Origin of the sequence: Collinsella sp. LCP19S3_A6 (genome assembly GCF_052122015.1) — a bacterium.
Classification (GTDB): Bacteria; Actinomycetota; Coriobacteriia; order Coriobacteriales; family Coriobacteriaceae; genus Collinsella.
Genome location: NZ_JBQKDD010000001.1, coordinates 117,715 through 138,058, shown reverse-complemented (window position 1 = coordinate 138,058; position 20,344 = coordinate 117,715). Strand labels below are relative to the sequence as shown.

13 protein-coding genes are annotated in these 20,344 nt (G+C 60.1%); 11 read left to right on the top strand and 2 right to left on the bottom strand.

Translation table 11 applies throughout. The features are described 5' to 3' along the window. Positions 1-103 precede the first annotated feature (103 nt). The gene (locus ACTQVX_RS00595; RefSeq protein ID WP_441044763.1) at positions 104-1,534 is read left to right on the top strand and encodes a 6-phospho-beta-glucosidase; all 1,431 of its coding nucleotides are present in this window, start codon (positions 104-106) and stop codon (positions 1,532-1,534) included. 31 nt (positions 1,535-1,565) lie between these two features. Beyond that, entirely contained in the window at positions 1,566-3,020 is a 1,455-nt protein-coding gene (locus tag ACTQVX_RS00590) for a PTS transporter subunit EIIC (protein ID WP_441559903.1), read from the top strand. Between the two features lie 267 nt (positions 3,021-3,287). Here ACTQVX_RS00590 and rlmD read toward each other — a convergent pair whose 3' ends face one another. Together rlmD and ppk1 are read right to left on the bottom strand one after the other, a co-directional pair. Beyond that, positions 3,288-4,616: a 23S rRNA (uracil(1939)-C(5))-methyltransferase RlmD gene (gene rlmD / locus ACTQVX_RS00585; RefSeq protein WP_441559901.1), complete on the bottom strand. Its 1,329-nt coding sequence runs from the start codon at positions 4,614-4,616 to the stop codon at positions 3,288-3,290. 86 nt (positions 4,617-4,702) lie between these two features. Beyond that, positions 4,703-7,111 (bottom strand): polyphosphate kinase 1, encoded by a 2,409-nt coding sequence (gene ppk1, locus ACTQVX_RS00580; protein WP_441559899.1) that lies wholly within the window; start codon positions 7,109-7,111, stop codon positions 4,703-4,705. 551 nt (positions 7,112-7,662) lie between these two features. On the opposite strand from ppk1, the gene arcA (ACTQVX_RS00575) reads away from it, so the two are divergent. The 9 genes from arcA (ACTQVX_RS00575) to xerD all read left to right on the top strand — a co-directional run bounded on the left by arcA (ACTQVX_RS00575) (position 7,663) and on the right by xerD (position 20,255). Next, positions 7,663-8,904 carry an arginine deiminase gene (gene arcA, locus ACTQVX_RS00575; protein ID WP_427719164.1) on the top strand — a complete coding sequence of 414 codons (1,242 nt, stop codon included), beginning with the start codon at positions 7,663-7,665 and terminating at the stop codon, positions 8,902-8,904. Positions 8,905-9,166: 262 nt separating this feature from the next. Further along, positions 9,167-10,291, top strand: coding sequence for an aminotransferase (locus ACTQVX_RS00570; protein WP_441559897.1), 1,125 nt, complete (start codon positions 9,167-9,169; stop codon positions 10,289-10,291). A gap of 579 nt (positions 10,292-10,870) precedes the next feature. Continuing rightward, on the top strand, positions 10,871-12,112 hold the full coding sequence (arcA, locus tag ACTQVX_RS00565) for an arginine deiminase (RefSeq protein WP_427719164.1): 1,242 nt from the start codon (positions 10,871-10,873) through the stop codon (positions 12,110-12,112). A 104-nt stretch (positions 12,113-12,216) separates the two neighbouring features. Beyond that, on the top strand, positions 12,217-13,212 hold the full coding sequence (gene argF / locus ACTQVX_RS00560; protein ID WP_154515223.1) for an ornithine carbamoyltransferase: 996 nt from the start codon (positions 12,217-12,219) through the stop codon (positions 13,210-13,212). A 138-nt stretch (positions 13,213-13,350) separates the two neighbouring features. After that, positions 13,351-14,838 carry a YfcC family protein gene (locus ACTQVX_RS00555; protein ID WP_441540634.1) on the top strand — a complete coding sequence of 496 codons (1,488 nt, stop codon included), beginning with the start codon at positions 13,351-13,353 and terminating at the stop codon, positions 14,836-14,838. Between the two features lie 572 nt (positions 14,839-15,410). Next, positions 15,411-16,892: a DUF1846 domain-containing protein gene (locus tag ACTQVX_RS00550; protein WP_154515227.1), complete on the top strand. Its 1,482-nt coding sequence runs from the start codon at positions 15,411-15,413 to the stop codon at positions 16,890-16,892. Positions 16,893-17,085: 193 nt separating this feature from the next. After that, complete coding sequence (locus ACTQVX_RS00545) at positions 17,086-17,469, top strand: hypothetical protein (RefSeq protein ID WP_154515229.1); 384 nt, start codon at positions 17,086-17,088, stop codon at positions 17,467-17,469. 180 nt (positions 17,470-17,649) lie between these two features. After that, positions 17,650-19,311: a CTP synthase gene (locus tag ACTQVX_RS00540; RefSeq protein ID WP_441540635.1), complete on the top strand. Its 1,662-nt coding sequence runs from the start codon at positions 17,650-17,652 to the stop codon at positions 19,309-19,311. Positions 19,312-19,313: 2 nt separating this feature from the next. Further along, positions 19,314-20,255 carry a site-specific tyrosine recombinase XerD gene (gene xerD / locus ACTQVX_RS00535; protein WP_441068155.1) on the top strand — a complete coding sequence of 314 codons (942 nt, stop codon included), beginning with the start codon at positions 19,314-19,316 and terminating at the stop codon, positions 20,253-20,255. The last annotated feature ends 89 nt before the right edge of the window (positions 20,256-20,344 follow it).

Below are 20,344 nucleotides of genomic sequence, written 5' to 3'. Positions count from 1 at the left end.
CGCGCGCATCAGGGAAAGGGCCACGGGCCCGGCGCGTGAGGTCGCAAGGACGTTATTAAAGCGTCCCCCGCAGAGGTGGGGACGCCAGAGAGAAGGAGGCACCATGCCATTTCCAAAAGGGTTCCTTTGGGGAGGAGCCACCGCCGCCAACCAATGCGAGGGAGGTTATGACGAGGGCGGCCGCGGCCTTGCCAATGTCGACGTCATTCCACACGGGCCGGAGCGCAACGACGTGAGCCGCGGCCTGAGGCGCATGCTCGACTTCGAGCCCGGGTACTACTACCCGGCCCAGACGGGCATCGACTTCTACCACCGCTACCGCGAGGACATAGCCCTCTTCGCGGAGATGGGCTTCAAGGTCTTTCGCCTCTCCATCGCCTGGAGTCGCATCTTCCCCAACGGCGACGAGGAGGAGCCCAACGAGGCCGGGCTCGCCTTCTACGAGGACGTGTTCCGCTGCTGCCGCGAGCACGGGATCGAGCCCCTCGTGACCATCACGCACTTCGACTGCCCCATCCACCTCGTCAAGAAGTACGGCGCCTGGCGAAACCGCACCCTTATTGAACTCTACAAGCGGCTCGTGACGGTGCTCTTCAACCGCTACCGCGGCCTCGTGCGCTGGTGGATCACGTTCAACGAGATGAACATGATCTTGCACCGTCCCTTCATGGGTGCCGGCATCGTCCTCGAGCCCGGGGAGAATGCCCGCGAGGCCGAGTACCGCGCCGCGCACAACGAGCTCGTGGCCAGCGCCTGGGCCACCAAGATCGCCCACGAGGTCGACCCGGAGAACAAGGTGGGCTGCATGCTCGCCGCGGGAAGCTACTACCCCTACTCCTGCCGCCCCGAGGACGTCCGCGCGGCGCAGGTTAAGAACCAGGAGGACCTCTTCTTCGTGGACGTGCAGGCGCGCGGGCACTACCCCGGCTACGCGCTCAAGATGCTCGAGCGCGAGGGCATCGACGTGGGCATGACCGCCGAGGACGAGCGTATCCTTGCGGAGAACACCGTCGACTTCATCTCGTTTAGCTACTACTCCTCGCGCTGCACCGCGGGCGACCCCGATTCCGTGGGCGGCGTCGCCGAGGGCAACGCCTTCGCCGGCGTGGAGAACCCCTACGTGCGCACGAGCGACTGGGGCTGGGTCATCGACCCGCTGGGGTTCCGCATCACGATCAACGACCTCTGGGACCGCTACCAAAAGCCGCTCTTTGTGGTGGAGAACGGCCTCGGCGCCTATGACGAGGTGCTTCCCGACGGCACGATCGAGGACGACTACCGTATCGCCTACCTGCGCGAGCACATCGAGGCCATGCGCGACGCCATCGAGCAGGACGGCGTCGAGATGCTCGGCTACACCACCTGGGGGCCGATCGACCTCGTGAGCGCGGGCTCCGGCGAGATGGAGAAGCGCTACGGCTTCATCTACGTGGACCGCGACAACCTGGGCAACGGCACGCTCGAGCGCAGGCGCAAGAAGAGCTTCTACTGGTACCGACAGGCCATCGCCACCAACGGAGGCGACCTGGGCTAGCCGCCCGGGCAATATCACTAAGGAGAAAATAATGGCTGAAAAATACGACGATCTGGCCAGATCCATACTCGAGAACGTAGGCGGCGCCGAGAACGTCGCCAGCGTCGCGCACTGCATCACGCGCGTGCGCTTCAAGCTCAAGGACGAGTCCCGCGCCAACACGGCCAAGATCGAGGCCCTCAAGGGCGTCATCCAGGTCATCCAGGCCAACGGCCAGTACCAGGTGGTCGTGGGTAACATCGTCGAGGACGTCTACGACGCGGTCCTGGAGGCCGGTAACTTCTCGGGCGGCGCAAGCGCCGATGACGAGCCCCAGGGCGATAAGACCGTTGCCTCCGTCATCATCGACCTCATCTCTGGCATCTTCCAGCCCATCCTGGGACCGCTTGCCGCCGCAGGCATCATGAAGGGACTGCTCGCCCTCATCACCTACTTCGTCCCGGCCTTTGCAAACGACGGCCTCTACACGCTGCTCTACACCGTGGCTGACGGCTTCTTCTACTTCCTTCCCGTCGCCCTGGCGTTCAGTGCCGCGCGCAAGTTCCGCATGAACGAGTTCACCGGCGTGGCAATCGGCGTGGCGCTCCTCTACCCGACGATGGTCGCCCTGACCTCGGGCGAGGCGCTCGGCAGCATCGACCTCGGCATGGCCGGCACGTTCTCGTGGTACGCCACCGCCCTCGGGGTCCCCATCATCATGCCCGTGTCCGGCTACGTGAGCTCGGTGATTCCCGTCCTTCTCATGGTGTGGTTCGGCTCTATCATTGAGCGCTGGCTCAAGAGCTGGATGCCGGCTGCGCTCAAGATGTTCCTCGTCCCGCTCGCCACGATGACGGTCTCCATCGTCTTGGGCTACCTCGTCATCGGCCCGGTGGCCACCCTCATCACCAACCTGCTGAGCGTGGCGTTCTCGTTCATCTTCCAGCTTCCCGTGGTTGGTTCCGTCTTGGGCAGCGCCCTGGTCGGCGGACTGTGGATGTGCCTCGTCATCTTTGGCTTCCACTGGAGCCTCATCCTCATCCCCATCTCCATCATGAACCTGAACACCCTCGGCCACGACAGCGTGCTCGCCGCCACCGTCGGCCACGGGTTCGCGCTCGGAGCGGTCATCTTTGCCATGTATCTCAGAAACAAGGACGAGCGCTTCCGCGGCATCGCCCTTCCCGCGATGATCTCCGCCTTCTTCTTCGGCGTCACCGAGCCGGGCATCTACGGCATCGCCCTCCCCAACAAGCGCGCGTTCGTCGTGGCATGCCTGAGCTCCGCCGTGGGCGGCGCCATCGTGGGAATGACGGGCGCCCTCATGTACATCTCGGGTGGCCTCGGTGTCTTCAACCTGCTCAACTTCATCGACGGGACCCCTGGTGGCGCCGGAATCTCCCACATGATCTTCGCGATCATCGCCTCGCTCGTCTCTGCCGTCCTGGCCTTCGTCATCGAGTTCATCACCTACCGGCCCAACGACGACGAGGAAGGCGCCCGCTAGCTTGGGTCCTTCTCGACCAGCTCTATGTCGACCAGCTCTATGTAGTTGAGGGCAGTTGAGGTGGGTGAGGGCCGAGGGCGGTCGAGGCGGCCGCCCTCGGCCCGGGACAACCTGCCAGAAGGCGTTTAGCTTTCTCGGGCGACAGTTCAATGTCCAAGAAATGGGGGGCGGTTTAATTTCGGGACGGGGATTAAATAATCATTCGGAACAAATTTATTTTTATCCCCGTCCCAGAAAAATCATCGGGTGTGGTCTTGGGCAAACAGTCTAGTTGCGCTTGAGATGGGCGACGGTTTCGCAGTGGAAGGTTTGCGGGAACAGGTCGACCGGCGTGATCTTGACGGGGGAGAAGGTGCCTTCCTCGACAAAGCGCTTAAGATCGCGTGCCAAAGTCGCCGGATCACAGCTCACGTAGGCCACGTCGCGGGCGCTCGTGCTGGCGATGAGGTCGATTGCCTCGGGTGCCAGACCTGCACGCGGCGGGTCGACCACCAGGACATCGGCATCCTGGTCGGGGAACTCGCGCACGGCATCGCCGCCGATAACATCGACGTTATCGAGCTTGTTGATCTCGAGGTTGCGGCGCAGGTCGCGCACGGCCGGGCCGTAGGCCTCGACGGCGGCAACAAAATCACAGCGGCGGGCGAGCGGTAGGGTAAAGGTGCCGGCGCCGCAGTACAGATCCATGGAAAGCTCATCTTCTTGCGGGTCGAGCGCCTCCATGACAAGCTCGATCAAAATCTCGGCGCCCTTGGTGTTGACCTGGAAAAACGATGGGGCCGAAAGGCGCATCTGGCCGTCGGCGATGTTCTCGGTCCAGGAGCCCTCGCCGGCGAGCATCTCCACCTTGGAGACGCGGCGGGCCTTCTTCTCGCCCTTGCTCATGACGCGCACTACGCTCGTGGGGCGAGCGGCGTCTGCCAACACGCGCGAGACCTGCGAGCGCGGGAAGGAGCCCGTGGGCGTCCAAAGTGCGACCTCGAGTGCCTTGGTGCGACGCGAAGCGCGAATGCCCACGCGCTCCAGACCCAGATCGTGACTGCCGCTCAGATAGTTGAGCGCGCCGACGACCGATTTGAGCGCCTTGGGAAAACGCTTATCGAACAGCGGGCACGAATCTACGGTGACGATCTTGCTGGGATCGACGCCGTGCATGCCAAGGCGAACGCGGCCGTTAACGAGGGTGGGCTCCAGCTCAATCTTGTTGCGGTAGCCCCAGTCGTCCTTGGTGTGGCGGATGGGCTGGACAAGATCGTTGACCTGCTCGGGGGCGAACTTGCCAATGCGCTCGAGCGTGGAGCGCAGGTTTTGCTCTTTGGCGGCAAGCTGCGCAGTGCGCGAGAGATTGCCCCACGAACAACCGCCGCAGACGCCCACGAAGGGGCAGGGGGGCTGAATGCGATCGGGGCCCGGCTCCAGAATCTCGGTCGTGCGGGCGCGCATAAACGACTTGCCGTCCTGCACGATCTCGGCCTCGACGGTGTCGCCTGCCACGGCGCCCTGCACAAAGACGGCCTTGCTGTTGTCGGCGTGCGCCAGTCCGTCGGCGCCGTAGGTCATCGATTCTATGGTGAGCTTCATGTTCCTGCCTGTCATTCGCGGTATTGTTCGCAACCATGGTAGCAGGGAAAAGCGCCCCGTATTTGGGGTATTCCTCAAATACGGGGCGCTTCTACAAACGTCTATTTCGTCTTGCCGGTAATGAGCGTCTTAAGGCCTAGGCCGATCAGGCCCAGTCCCATGCGCACGCGACCGGGGCGATGGCGCTCGATGGTCTTGGTCTTGCCAGCGGGCTTCTCGCGGCGGGCGCCCTTCTCGGACGCGGGGTTGGCCGTCTGCGGTTGGGGCCGAGGAGCAGGCTCGGACTCAGGCTCTATGACGGTTGCCTGAACCTTCTGGACCTCGGGTGCGGCCGGCTGCGGTTCGGGCTCAGGCTTGGATGCGAGCGTAGGTTCTGCCTTGGCGACGGCCTCGGCGTTGCGATAGGCACGCTCCAGCAGAGCTTCCTGCGAGTTGAAGGGGTTCTCGCCTTCTTTGCGCTTCACGGGAATCCAGGTGCCGTCACTCGTCAGACTGCGTGCCTTCACGTTGTCGCGCAGCTGCATGCCCATGTACTCGTGCACCTGGGCGCGGCAGGTGGGGTCGAGCACGGGGAAGGCGATCTCCACGCGGTGCTCGGTGTTGCGCGTCATCATGTCTGCCGAGCTCAGGTAGATCATATCCGAGTCCACGCCAAAGGCATAGACGCGCGCATGCTCCAAAAAGCGTCCGACGATGGAGCGCACGTGCACGTTCTCGGTCTTGCCCGGAACACCGGGCTTGAGGCACGAGATACCGCGGATGATCATGTCCACGCGCACACCGGCACACGATGCCTCGGCGATCTTGTCGATGACCTCGCGGTCGGTAAGCGAGTTGAGCTTAAAGAACACGCGGGCGGGCTCGCCGACAAGGGCACGCTGAATCTCGCGGTCCAGGCCGCGCATGATGAGCGGCTTGAGGCCCACGGGCGCCACGCCCAGGAAGCGGTAGTCGCCGCGCAGGTTGCCCAGCGACAGGTTGCGGAAGAACAGGTTAGCGTCCTCGCCGATGCCGGGATGCGCGGTCATGAGCATAAAGTCGCTGTAGAGCTTGGCCGTCTTCTCGTTAAAGTTGCCGGTACCCAAAAGCGTCAGACGGGTAAGCGCCATGCCCTCGCGATAGGTGAGCTGGCAGATCTTGGAATGGCATTTAAAGCCCTCGGAGCCGTAGATAACGGTGCAGCCGGCTTCTTCCAGCCGCTCGGCCCATTCGATGTTGTTTTGCTCGTCAAAGCGGGCGCGGAGCTCCATGAGCACTGTAACCTCTTTGCCGTTTTCGGCAGCATCGATGAGCGACTCGCACAGGCGGCTTTGTTTGGCCACGCGGTAGAGCGTGATGCGAAGCGAGATGCACTCGGGGTCGTAGGCTGCTTCGTGCACCAGGTCCAAGAACGGATTCATGGTCTCGTAAGGGTAAAAGAGCAGCTTGTCGTGCTGCAGCACCTGATCGCGGATGGAGCGGGTCATATCGATGGTGGGGTTGGGCTGCGGCCTAAACGGCGTAAAGAGCAACTCGTTGCGTAGATGCTCGGGTATTTTGCCCTCGATGCCAAAGACATAGCCCAGGTTGAGCGGGATATCGCAGGTAAAAACCGAGCGGCGCGAAAGCTCGAGCGCTTTGCGGATGGTCTTGAGCGTTGGCTTTTCGAGCGAGCCCGATACGGCGAGTACCACCGGCTGCAGGCGCAGGCGCTTCTTGAGGATGCGCTTCATGTGCTGGCGGTAATCCTCTTCCTCCTCGACGCCCTCGCCGTCCGGATCGATGTCGGCGTTGCGGGTGACGCGGATGAGCGCGCGGTCGAGCGGCTTATAGGAGCCGAAGCAGCTGTCCAGGCAGGCGAGGATGACGTCCTCGAGCAGAATGTAGGAGTAGGTGCCGGTGGGCGAGGGGATTTCGACCACGCGGTTCATCGAGGCGGGAATCTCGATAAGGCCCAGCAGGCTCTCCTCGTCGGTGATGCCGTCCAGGCCACAAGCCAGATAGAGCGCGCCGTTGCGCAGGTTGGGGAAGGGATGGCGCGGATCGATGACCAGCGGCGAGATGACCGGTGATACGTAGGCCTGGAAGTAGCGGGTTACAAAGGTATGTTCCTCGGGCGTAAGCGAATCGATGCGGGCGCGGTGAACGCCCAAAGCGTCGAGCTTGTCCTCGATGCTCTTAAAGATCGACTCCCAGCGGGTAAGGAGCCCGGGCAGCTCTGCCATGACAGCATCGACCTGTTCGGAGGCGGTCATATTGCTCTTGTTGTCGACGGGCTGTTTTTTGAGCTCCGCCAGATCGGACAAGCCGCCCACGCGCACCATGAGAAACTCGTCGAGGTTTGACTCGAAGATCGAGACGAACTTAAGGCGCTCGAACAGTGGCACAGACTCATCGAAGGCTTCGTCGAGTACGCGGTTATCAAAGCGCAGCCAGCTAAGCTCTCGATTTTGCGTATACGAGAAATCGCGCGGTTTCTTGCGCAGCTTGGCGGCGTTCTGCTTCTTTTCGATTTTGCTCGGCATATGCATCTGTCCGTTCAGTCCCCAAAGGGACGGTAGCCTAACACTGTTTGCTATTGTCTCAATTTAGTCGACCTATGGCGCGGACGTATCGCGCGAACGGTATCTTTACCTACTTATTACGCTGACGATCCGAAGAACTAACGTCCGGTGCTTTGAACAAGCGATCTATATCCTCACTCAACTGGTGAGAATGTATGAATAAGAATGATAGCAAGCTGAATATAATCGAATTTAGGTCGAATCGAGGACAAGCGTCATTTATATGCAGATAACCGTTTTTTCTATGCAATTTTGAATCATGGATAACTTTGAGTGTTCAATCTTGATTTCCTAGAAAAATAAGGTTTACCTAGGAAAATCTGCTTTACGAAACTGAAGTGCATCATGGGAAATCGTATGCGATATACCGTTCATCGTACTTTGTTGACCGTTCGGGGGCGAGGTGGAATTGCGGGTGGAAATTGGATATAACTAGAGCTGTCAGCAAGCAGCGCTCCATACGGAGGGGCGCTGATACATTCGGCCCTGACAAGGGCCCGAAAGAAAGGTAGGAGGCCATGACGAAAGGTCTGCACGTGCCTTCCGAGATCGGCAAGCTCAGGAAGGTCTGCCTGCACCGTCCCGGCGACGAGCTCCTCAACCTGCCGCCCGACGAGCTCGAGCGGCTCCTGTTCGACGACGTCCCGTTCCTGGAGGTCGCGCAGCAGGAGCACGACACCTTCGCCCAGATCCTGAGGGACCAGGGCGTCGAGGTGCTCTACCTCGAGAACCTCGTCGCCGAGGTGTTCGACCAGGTCCCCGGCGCCCGCGACGAGTTCACCGACCAGTACATCGCCGAGGCCGGCATCCGCGGGAAGCACATGCCGCAGATCGTCCGCGAGAAGCTGGACTCCATCGAGGACAACCTCGAGTTCGTCAAGAAGACCATGGCCGGCATGACCAAGGCCGAGATCGAGATGCCCCTCACGGCCTCCACGACCCTCGACTCCCTGGTCAACTCCGAGTCCGAGTCCGACCTGATCATCGACCCGATGCCCAACCTCTACTTCACCCGCGACCCGTTCGCGGTCGTCGGCGAGGGCGTCAACCTCAACCGCATGTACTCGGTCACCCGCAACCGCGAGACCCTGTACGGCAAGTACGTCTTCAAGTACCACCCCGACTACAAGGACGTCTCCCTGTACTTCCGCCGCGACTGCCAGTTCCACACCGAGGGCGGCGACGTGCTGAACATCAACGAGAAGACCCTCGCCGTCGGCATCTCCCAGCGCACCCAGGCCGCCGCTATCGACGTCATGGCCCAGAACATCTTCTGGAACTCCGACTCCAAGGTCGAGCGCATCCTGGCCTTCGACATCCCGGTCTCGCGCGCCTTCATGCACCTCGACACGGTCTTCACCCAGATCGACGTCGATAAGTTCACGATCCACCCCGCCATCATGGGCACCCTGCGCGTCTACGAGCTGACCGCCGGCAAGAACCCGGGCGACGTGAACATCCGCCTGATCGAGGACACCCTCGAGCACGTCCTGGAGGACGCCACCGGCGTCGACCAGGTCAAGCTGATCCCCTGCGGCGGCGGCGACCCGATCGCGGCCTCCCGCGAGCAGTGGAACGACGGCTCCAACACCCTGTGCGTCGAGCCCGGCAAGATCTGCGTCTACGCCCGCAACACCGTCACCAACGACGTGCTGTACAAGGAGGGCCTGGACCTTCTCGTCGTGCCCTCCGCCGAGCTCTCCCGCGGCCGTGGCGGCCCGCGCTGCATGAGCATGCCCTTCTGGCGCGAGGACCTCTAAGGTTTTCAAAGACCCGTACAGGTCTTAAAACAAACATCTAGCTGCCATTAGATGTCTCCCATTGGGGCGGTGCGGATCTTTCGCACCGCCCCATTCTTGTTTAATGAAGCTTAATTAACATCAGATAAGGCGGCCCATATGACTAGGGGCAGTCACGTTGATACCCCCCAACGGTGTCGGCTTCTTTGCCTTTTGGGCATCATCTCCATTCCCATGACCTTCGCCGGCATCATCCCCGTGTTCTAGCGATTGGAGCCTAGCCATGGATATCAAGACAATCGGCGTTGAGGAATGGCTCAACGTTTGGGAGAAGAGCGCCACGTGGGATATCGCCCAGTCGACGATCTCGTCGCTTACCATGGGCGAGCTGCGCGCGCTCGACGAGCAGGACGGCGCTACGTTCTATGAGCGCCTGGACCGCGAGAAGATGAACTACGGCTGGATCGAGGGTTCACCGGAGTTTAAGGCTGAGGTCGCCAAGCTCTATCGTCGCGAGGTCAATCCCGATCACATTCTGCAGACCAACGGCTGCACGGGTGCCAACCTCAACGCCATCATTGCCGTGGTCGAGCCCGGCGATCATGTCATCGCCGAGTGGCCTACCTATGCGCCGCTCTATGAGATCCCGCGTACACTGGGCGCCGAGGTCGAGTATTGGGAGCTTCGCGAGGAGCTCGGATGGAAACCCGATATCGAGGAACTCAAGCGCCTCATTCGCACCAACACGAAACTCATCTGCATCAATAACGCATCGAACCCCATCGGTACGGTGCTTGATGCCGATACGCTCGGTCAGATTGCCGAGATCGCCCGTTCGGTGGGCGCCTACGTGCTGTGTGACGAGGTGTATCTGCCGCTCGAGAACACCGAGTCCTTTATGTCGATGGCCGACGTGTATGAGAAGGCCATTGTCACCAACTCGGTGTCTAAGACCTATTCGACGCCTGCAGCCCGCGTGGGTTGGGTCGTGGCCGACGAAGAGGTGTCCAATCGCATCCGTACCTATCGCGATTACACCATGATCTGCGGCGGCGTGTTCAACGATGCCCTGGCGACCTATGTGCTTGAGCACAAGGACAAGATTCTCGAGCGCAACCGCAAGATCGTGTCTGGCAATCGCGATATCGCGCAGGCTTGGATCGATACGCAACATCGCGTTTCCTGGACGGCCCCGCAGGGCGTGTCTACCTCGTTTATCCAGCTTGATATTCCCGAGGACGACGAGGAGTTCTGCAAACGCCTGTTGTCCGAGAGGGGAGTGCTGCTGGTGCCCGGCAGCCGTTTTGAGCTTCCCTGCGGCGCACGCCTGGGCTACTGCGCGAGCGAAAATGTTCTTCGCGAGGGCTTGAGGCTTCTGGGCGAGGCACTGGCCGAGTTCGATCGCTAATCCCTTGAGGCCCTCGAAGGCCTAAACCTTACTTGGCCCTAGGTGTACCGAATGCAGACCCGCCCCTTTTGGGGAGCGGGTCTGTTTGTCTTTGCCGCCGGAAAAGTCAAGTTGCTACAAATGGAGACGCAAGATCGATCGGGTATTCGACGGGCCTTATACTAAGTTTCCGGTGAACGGTATCCAACGTCTGGTAAACGGTAATCTGTTTGCTAAAAATGAATAGGACAAACTTTTTTATGAATAAAAATCAAAATGGTTGAGAGACAGCAAGAATTGCGAATTCTATTCATATCGTTGCATGAAATATGCAATCTGAGGGTGGTTTAACAAAGTTTAGTTCCATTTGATTTTTGGATTGAAAACGCGTTTAAGCACGTAAATACACTTTATTAAGATGAAGTGTGCCATGCGTGAAGTATATGTGTATGCCGTTCACCCCCTATAAAAAACCGTTCGGGGGCAAGGTGGAAGTATGGGTTGATTTTGGATATAAATATGTCGTCAGCAATAACGCCTCACACGGAGGGGCGCTAACGAATCGGCCCTGACAAGGGCCCGAAAGAAAGGTAGGAGGCCATGACGAAAGGTCTGCACGTGCCTTCCGAGATCGGCAAGCTCAGGAAGGTCTGCCTGCACCGTCCCGGCGACGAGCTCCTCAACCTGCCGCCCGACGAGCTCGAGCGGCTCCTGTTCGACGACGTCCCGTTCCTGGAGGTCGCGCAGCAGGAGCACGACACCTTCGCCCAGATCCTGAGGGACCAGGGCGTCGAGGTGCTCTACCTCGAGAACCTCGTCGCCGAGGTGTTCGACCAGGTCCCCGGCGCCCGCGACGAGTTCACCGACCAGTACATCGCCGAGGCCGGCATCCGCGGGAAGCACATGCCGCAGATCGTCCGCGAGAAGCTGGACTCCATCGAGGACAACCTCGAGTTCGTCAAGAAGACCATGGCCGGCATGACCAAGGCCGAGATCGAGATGCCCCTCACGGCCTCCACGACCCTCGACTCCCTGGTCAACTCCGAGTCCGAGTCCGACCTGATCATCGACCCGATGCCCAACCTCTACTTCACCCGCGACCCGTTCGCGGTCGTCGGCGAGGGCGTCAACCTCAACCGCATGTACTCGGTCACCCGCAACCGCGAGACCCTGTACGGCAAGTACGTCTTCAAGTACCACCCCGACTACAAGGACGTCTCCCTGTACTTCCGCCGCGACTGCCAGTTCCACACCGAGGGCGGCGACGTGCTGAACATCAACGAGAAGACCCTCGCCGTCGGCATCTCCCAGCGCACCCAGGCCGCCGCTATCGACGTCATGGCCCAGAACATCTTCTGGAACTCCGACTCCAAGGTCGAGCGCATCCTGGCCTTCGACATCCCGGTCTCGCGCGCCTTCATGCACCTCGACACGGTCTTCACCCAGATCGACGTCGATAAGTTCACGATCCACCCCGCCATCATGGGCACCCTGCGCGTCTACGAGCTGACCGCCGGCAAGAACCCGGGCGACGTGAACATCCGCCTGATCGAGGACACCCTCGAGCACGTCCTGGAGGACGCCACCGGCGTCGACCAGGTCAAGCTGATCCCCTGCGGCGGCGGCGACCCGATCGCGGCCTCCCGCGAGCAGTGGAACGACGGCTCCAACACCCTGTGCGTCGAGCCCGGCAAGATCTGCGTCTACGCCCGCAACACCGTCACCAACGACGTGCTGTACAAGGAGGGCCTGGACCTTCTCGTCGTGCCCTCCGCCGAGCTCTCCCGCGGCCGTGGCGGCCCGCGCTGCATGAGCATGCCCTTCTGGCGCGAGGACCTCTAAGTCTTTCCGTTTCCGGTGCGGTCCCCCTACAACCGCACCGGTTTTGCCCGTCAAACGGGCAACACTAATACTTGCGTAATTCATTTTTCGAAAGGAAACGAACCATGGGTGTTAACCTCTCCGGCCGTAGCTTCCTCAAGCTCCTCGACCTCACCACCGAGGAGATCGAGTACCTGCTCAAGCTCTCCAAGAACTTCAAGGACATGAAGCGCGCTGGCGTTCCGCATCGCTATCTCGAGGGCAAGAACATCGTTCTGCTCTTCCAGAAGACCTCCACTCGTACCCGCTGCGCCTTCGAGGTCGGCGGCATGGATCTGGGCATGGGCGTCACCTACCTCGATCCGGGTTCGTCGCAGATGGGCAAGAAGGAGTCCATCGAGGACACCGCCCGCGTTCTCGGCCGCATGTATGACGGCATCGAGTTCCGTGGTTTTGCCCAGGACGACGTCGAGGAGCTCGCCGCTAAGTCCGGCGTGCCCGTGTGGAACGGCCTGACCACTGAGTGGCATCCCACCCAGATGCTCGCCGACATCCTGACCGTCCAGGAGAACTTCAACTACGACATCAAGGGCAAGACCCTCGTCTTCATGGGCGACTGCAAGAACAACGTTGCTCGCTCCCTCATGGTTGTCTGCTCCAAGCTCGGCATGAATTTCGTGGCCTGTGGCCCCGAGGAGTGCATGCCCGCTGACGACGTCATCGAGGCCTGCAAGCCCATCGCCGAGGCTAACGACTGCACCATCAAGCTGACCACCGACGTCAAGGACGGCGTCACCGGTGCCGACGTTATCTACACCGACGTGTGGGTCTCCATGGGCGAGCCTGACGAGGTCTGGGCCGAGCGCATCGCTCAGCTCACCCCGTATCGTGTCACCTCCGAGGTCATGGCTATGGCCAACCCGGGTGCCATCTTCCTGCACTGCCTGCCCAGCTTCCACGACACCAACACCACGATTGGCGCCGAGAAGTGCGAGCAGTTCGGCATTACCGAGCAGGAGGTCACCGACGAGGTCTTCGAGAGCCCTGCTTCCAAGGTTTTCGACGAGGCCGAGAACCGCATGCACACCATCAAGGCTGTCATGTACGCAACGCTCAAGTAAGAGCCTTTAAGCATTTCGCTCGGGGTGTATTGCTGCACACCCCGAGCGGTTTGTCTGGTAAATATCTTGCGTCGGGCGGTGGGCACGGCACGGAAGATCCGCTTCGCGCGAGAAAGTTAAATGATTTATGAAGGGGGGATGAGAACTATGACTGAGACCGCTAAGAAAAAGCGCGGTATGCCTTCATCGTTCACCATTCTTCTAGCTCTGCTGGCAATTGTTGCAGTGATTACCGTTATCGTCTCCGGCACGTCCGGCGGCGCTGTTACTGCAGCCCGCCTGAGCGATTTCTGCACCGCCCCGATTCTGGGCTTCGCTGACGCTCTGCCCGTCTGCCTCTTCGTTATGATCTTGGGCGGCTTCCTCGGTATGATGACCGAGACCGGCGCTCTGGACAACGGCATCGCCGTTCTGGTGCAGAAGCTTAAGGGCAACGAGATCATGCTCGTTCCTGTCCTTATGCTCATCTTCTCCCTCGGTGGTACCACCTATGGTATGTGCGAGGAGACCGTTCCCTTCTACGCCCTGCTCGCCGCTACCATGATGGCTGCCGGCTTCGACCCCATGGTCGGCGCTGCTACCGTCCTGCTCGGCGCTGGCTGCGGCTGCCTGGGCTCCACGGTTAACCCGTTCGCCGTCGGCGCTGCCGTCGACGCTCTGACCGGCGTTGGCATTGAGGTCAACCAGTCCATCATCATCGGCCTCGGTGCCGTCCTGTGGATTGTTACCACGGCCATTTCCATCTTCTTCGTCATGGGCTATGCCAAGAAGGTCAAGGCTGACAAGGGTTCCACCATCCTTTCGATGCAGGAGCTCAAGGACGCCGAAGAGGCTCACGGCAAGGCTGCTTCCGAGGTTAACAAGGAGGTCAAGCTCACCGGTCGTCAGAAGGGTGTTCTGATCGCCTTTGCCTTCACCTTCGTCGTCATGATCGTCGGCTTCATTCCGCTGGCCGACCTCAACGAGGGCGTTGCCAACTTCTTTGACGCTGGCGCTGTCTACGATGCCGACGGTAACACCGTCGTCCAGGGCTGGTCTGCCCTGATCACCGGCCTGCCCATTGGCCAGTGGTACTTCGACGAGGCTTCCACCTGGTTCTTCCTCATGGCTATCCTGATCGGTATCATCGGTGGCCTGTCCGAGAAGCAGATCGTTAACACCTTCATCACCGGCGCTGCCGACATGATGTCCGTTGTTCTCGTCATCGCCCTCGCCCGTGGCATCTCCGTCCTCATGGCCAACACCGGTCTCGACGTCTACGTCCTCGACGCTGCCGCCAATGCCCTGGCTGGTCTGTCCGGCGTGATCTTCGCTCCCATGAGCTTCCTGGTCTACTTCGGCCTGTCCTTCCTGATCCCGTCGACCTCTGGTATGGCTACCGTCTCCATGCCCATCATGGGACCGCTGGCTGTTAAGCTCGGCTTCTCGCCCGAGGTCATGGTCATGATCTTCTCCGCCGCCATCGGTGTCGTGAACCTGTTCACCCCGACCTCCGGTGCCATCATGGGCGGTCTCGCCCTGGCCAAGATCGAGTGGACGACCTGGCTCAAGTTTGCCCTTAAGCTCATCGTCGTTCTCTCCGTCGTCTGCGCCATCATCCTGACTGTCGCCTGCGTGTTGATCTAAGTACCCAACGGGTGCCCCACGGAAACCTTGACGATCCTGTAGAGGATCACTTGGTCATCGTCTGTCCGGTGGGGTCACCCACCGGTAGACTCCTACCTTTAGCCCCCTCCCGTTCCGTGCGCGGGAGGGGGCGCTCTTATGTTGCGCGGTTCTACGAACCGCGCAACCAGTTGACGCTGCGCGCCGCCCAGAACGACAATTTGTCATTCAAAAGGCAAGGCATGACCAAAAGGTCTATGCCTTGCCTTTTTCATGCCAACTTGTACGTTCTGGACGGCGCTCGCTGACTTATGCTCAACCTGCGACGTTTCCCTTGCTGGTGCAGGGAGCAGCTTGCTCGCTCTGGCGCCCGTGTCTGACTTATGCTCAACCTGCGATGTTGCCATTGCTGGTGCAGGGGAAGTGCGCTTGGGGCAGCTAATTTGGGACGGGGCTTTTTTGACTACCCCTTTATGTGGGGGTAGTCAGAAAAGCCCCGTCCCAAATTAGCTGCTCCGGCCTCGTCGGTGGGGGAGGGTCTGCTCCGCTATAATCGCCTAGGACATTAAATGGAAACGGGACGGGAGCCATACATGCGCCAGGGTTTCGACAACGCGAAGTATATCGAGCTGCAGGCTGCTCACATTAAGGAGCGCATCTCGCAGTTTGGCGGCAAGCTGTATTTGGAGTTTGGCGGCAAGCTGTTCGATGACTATCATGCGAGCCGCGTGCTGCCGGGTTTTGAACCGGACAGCAAGTTCCGCATGCTCAAGAGCATTGCCGACGACGTCGAGGTCATCATCGCAATCAATGCGAACCATATCGAGAAGAACAAGGCCCGTGGCGACTTGGGCATTACCTATGACGAGGACGTCCTGCGTCTGGTCGATCTGTTCCGCGGGAACGGATTTGCCGTTGCCGCCGTGGTCATCACGCAGTATGCCGGTCAGCCCGCTGCCGACGTCTTCCGCAATCGTCTAAACGCGCTCGGCATTCCCGCCAAGCTGCACTATCCCATCGAGGGCTATCCGCACGATGTTGACCTGATCGTTTCTGATGAAGGCTACGGCAAGAACGAGTTTGTCGAGACCACGCGTCCGCTCGTTGTCGTGACGGCGCCCGGCCCTGGCTCGGGTAAGCTCGCCACCTGCCTGTCGCAGCTGTATCACGAGCACAAGCATGGCACCGCTGCCGGCTATGCCAAGTTCGAGACCTTCCCGGTCTGGAATCTCCCCCTCACGCATCCGGTGAACATTGCCTATGAGGCTGCCACGGCAGACCTCGATGACGCCAACATCATCGACTCGTTCCACCTTGAGGCATATAACAAGACCACGGTCAACTACAACCGAGACGTTGAGGCGTTCCCGGTTGTTCGCGCCCTGATGGAAAAGATCTTGGGCGAGAGCCCCTATCAGAGCCCTACGGACATGGGCGTCAATATGGTCGGTTTTGCCATTACCGATGACGATGCATGCCGAGATGCCTCCAAGATGGAGATCGTGCGCCGCTATTTTGCCGCGGTTGAAAGCGTGCGCCGTACTGGCGTGGGCGATGAGCAGGTCGACCGTCTCAAACTCATTATGAAAAAAGCCGGCATCGACAAGAACTATTCGCCGGCACGCTCGGCTGCTCTCACCAGGGAGCAACTGACGGGCGGTCCCGTGGGTGCCATGGTGATGCCGGACGGTTCGGTAGTGACCGGAAAGACCTCAACGCGTCTGGGTGCCGCGAGCTCGCTCATCATGAACGCGCTTAAGCATGTTTCGGGCGTCGATCTTGAGCTCGAGGTCATCAGCGATGAGGCGATTGAGCCTATCAGCAAGCTCAAGACGCATTTCCTTGGCAGCAAAAACCCGCGTCTCCACACCGACGAGACGCTCATGGCGCTCTCTATCACCTCGGCCACGAGCGAGACGGCTACTCGTGTTCTTTCGGGTCTTGAGCAGCTGCGCGGCTGCGACGCCTTCTTTAGCGTGATTATCTCGCCTACGGACGAGACGGTGCTGCGCAAGCTGGGCATTAACGTGTGCTGTGAGCCCAAGTTTGAGCGCCGCGGTTTCTTCCATCGCTAAGATTGAGATGAGACGCCGCATCGGAGTGCGCACCCGATGCGGCGCTTAGGGGGTTTTAGGGCTATATTTGCCGAAATTTAGGCCGTTTACCTGCCCAAAAGCGATTTGCGCGGTATACAATTACCTCAGTGGATACATCCTTTGCGGGGCTACCCATGATGGATGTTACCGGCCATCGAGGGATGCGCCGGTCATGCGCGGTGCTTTTGATGCTCGTGCTCGGTTTGAGGAGGCTGCCATGGCGGGCAAGGGTCGTGCGAGTGTCAACGATATGAAGCGTGTCGAGGTGCTGGTGCTGATGGAGATTGCTCGGCAATCTAAGGGAAACGGTGTGCCGTACGGTTTCTCGCGCAAGACACTCTCCGAGTGCGTAGGGGTTTCGCCGTATCGTGCCCGCGCTGCAATCGACCGTTTGGATTCTGATGGCCTTATCGAGGTCGTTTCTCGTTATAACGATGATGGCGGCCAGCTTGCAAACGGCATATGCCTGACCGGGCGAGGCGAGTGGTACCTTAAGGGTGTTCGTGCCGGCATGCTTGTTCAAGATATGTTGAAGGATGAGACTGCCGATCGGTAACAACACGGCAGTTTCGACGAGCCTGCACCGCCCAAAGCTACTTGGGCGGTGTTTTGTTTCGAGATGGAGAAATGCGGGCATGCGGGTGAAAAATAGCGAGCGGCTTGCTTTTCGAGTATTACAATGAAGACCCGTAAGATGTGAATGGAAAACTTCTACGGGAAGCGCAGGTAATTCAATATGACCAAGCATGTGTTTGTAACCGGCGGCGTAGTTTCGTCCTTGGGTAAGGGCATCACCGCGGCCTCGTTGGGCCGTCTGCTCAAGTCACGCGGCTACAAGGTGACGATGCAGAAGGCCGACCCGTATCTGAACGTCGACCCCGGCACCATGAGCCCGTTTCAGCATGGTGAGGTCTTCGTGACCGAGGATGGCTACGAGTCCGACCTGGACCTGGGCCATTATGAGCGCTTTATTGACGAGAATCTTACCCGTGATTCCAACTTTACGACCGGCGCTATCTACAAGAGCCTGATTGCCCGCGAGCGTCGCGGTGACTTTTTAGGCGGCACCGTTCAGGTGATTCCGCACGTCACCAACGCCATTAAGGATAAATTCCGCCGCATCGAGGAGCAGACCGGTTCCGACGTGGTCATCACCGAGCTGGGCGGCACGATTGGCGATATCGAGTCGCAGCCGTTCGTGGAGGCCATCCGCCAGTACCGTAAAGAGGCCGGTCCCGAGAACGTCTGCTACATCCACGTGTCGCTCGTCCCCTATATCGCCGCCGCGCACGAGGTCAAGACCAAGCCCACGCAGCATTCGGTCAAGGAGCTTCGCAGCTTTGGCATTCAGCCCGACATCATTGTGCTGCGTTCTGATCACCATATCGACGATGCCATCCGTGGCAAGATCGCAAGCTTCTGCGACGTCGATACCGACTGCGTCTTTACCAACGAAGATTGCGCGAGTATTTACGACGTGCCGCAGCTGCTCGCCGAGCAGGACTTTGACCTGCGCATTTGCGAGCGCCTGGGCTTGGACCCGCGCGAGCGCGACATGAGCGAGTGGAACGAGTTCCTGCGCAAACAGAATCATGCCAACCACCATGCCGACAAGGTCAAGATCGCCGTTGTGGGCAAGTATACCCAGCTCCCCGATGCCTACCTGTCGGTCATCGAGGCCCTGCATCATGCAGGCGTTTTCTATGATCGTCATGTGGACGTGCAGCTGGTCGACGGCGAGAGCCTCGACGAGCAGAACGTCTACGAGGTGCTGGGCGACGCATCGGGCATTTTGGTGCCCGGCGGCTTTGGCAAGCGTGCCCTGGAGGGCAAGATTCTTGCTGCCGAGTTTGCTCGCGAGCATAAGATTCCGTATCTGGGCATTTGTCTGGGCATGCAGGTCGCCGTGTGCGAGTTTGCCCGCAACGTGGTCGGCCTTGCCGGCGCTAGCTCCTCCGAGTTCGATCCGGACGGTCCGTTTAGCGTAATTGACCTGATGAGCTCGCAGGAGGACGTGACCGAGAAGGGCGGCACCATGCGCCTGGGCGCCTATCCGTGCAAGCTCGCCGCCGATACCCTTGCGCGCGAGGCCTATGGCGAGGAGCTTGTCTATGAGCGCCACCGTCATCGCTTTGAGTTCAACAATGCCTTCCGCGACCAGCTCGAGGACGCGGGTTTGGTTATCTCGGGTCTTTCGCCTGACGAGCGTCTGGTCGAGATGGTCGAGCTGCCGCGTGACGTGCATCCGTGGTATGTGGCCACCCAGGCCCACCCCGAGTTTAAGAGCCGTCCGACCAAGCCGCAGCCTCTGTTCCGCGAGTTCGTGCGCGCCTCGATTGGCCAGCACGAGGGTGTCGATCGCCTGCAGGTGACGCCCATGAACCTCGCGACGGACTAAGGGTGCCAGCGAACGAAAGACATACCGAAGATACTCCCTCGTTGCTCGATACGGTGACGGGGGAGTATCTTGATTACCTTGCGGTCGAGCGAGGCTTGGCGCGCAATACGATCGCGGCATATCGTCGTGACTTGACGACTTACTGTTCCTACCTGGAGCGGGCCGGTGTTGAGTCCTTTGAAGGCGTGAACCGTCAGATAATAGAGGGTTTTGTCGGTGATCGGCGCGACGGGGGCTACTCCGATGCCTCGGTGGAGCGTGCAGTTGCGGCCGTGAAAGGTTTGCATGCCTTTTTGGTTCGCGATGGGATCGTCGCCCAAAACCCGACGGCTGCACTGCGCCTGCCCAAAAAGGCGGAGCGCCTTCCGGAGTATCTCTCGGTAGGGGATGTCTCGGCGCTCCTCGACCAAGATTTCCCGGAAGGGGAGATGGGTTTGCGGGACCATGCCATTTTGGAAGTGCTCTATGGATGTGGCCTGCGCGTGAGCGAGTTGGTGGGGCTCGATGTGGGCGACGTCCATTTTGACGACGGCTTTGTGCTGGTGCGCGGCAAGGGCTCGAAGGAGCGGCTTGCCCCACTCGTGGGAAGTGCCGCACGGGCTATGGCTCAATATATTGCTGATGGGCGTCGGCGCCTGGCCGCTCATGCCCGCGGGTCAAAGACGCCGGCAGTCTTTTTAAATAAGAACGGTGGTCGCCTGTCGCGTCAGAGTGTTCACGTCATATGCGAGCGATACGGGCGTCAGGTGGGACTGGTGGGGCTTCATCCCCATACCTTGCGTCACTCCTTTGCGACCCATATGCTTGCGGGCGGTGCCGACCTGCGCGTGCTACAGGAGATTTTGGGACATGCCGACATTTCGACCACACAGGTCTACACGCATGTCGACCGCACGCAGCTGACCGAGGTCTACCTGGCGGCTCATCCGTTGGCGCATCGCTAGCGACTCTTTGACCTGCATATTTACAACTAATGGGGGACGGACCCCAGGTTGTCGTGACGCGGTTTTGTGCGCGTATCGGCAATCTGGGG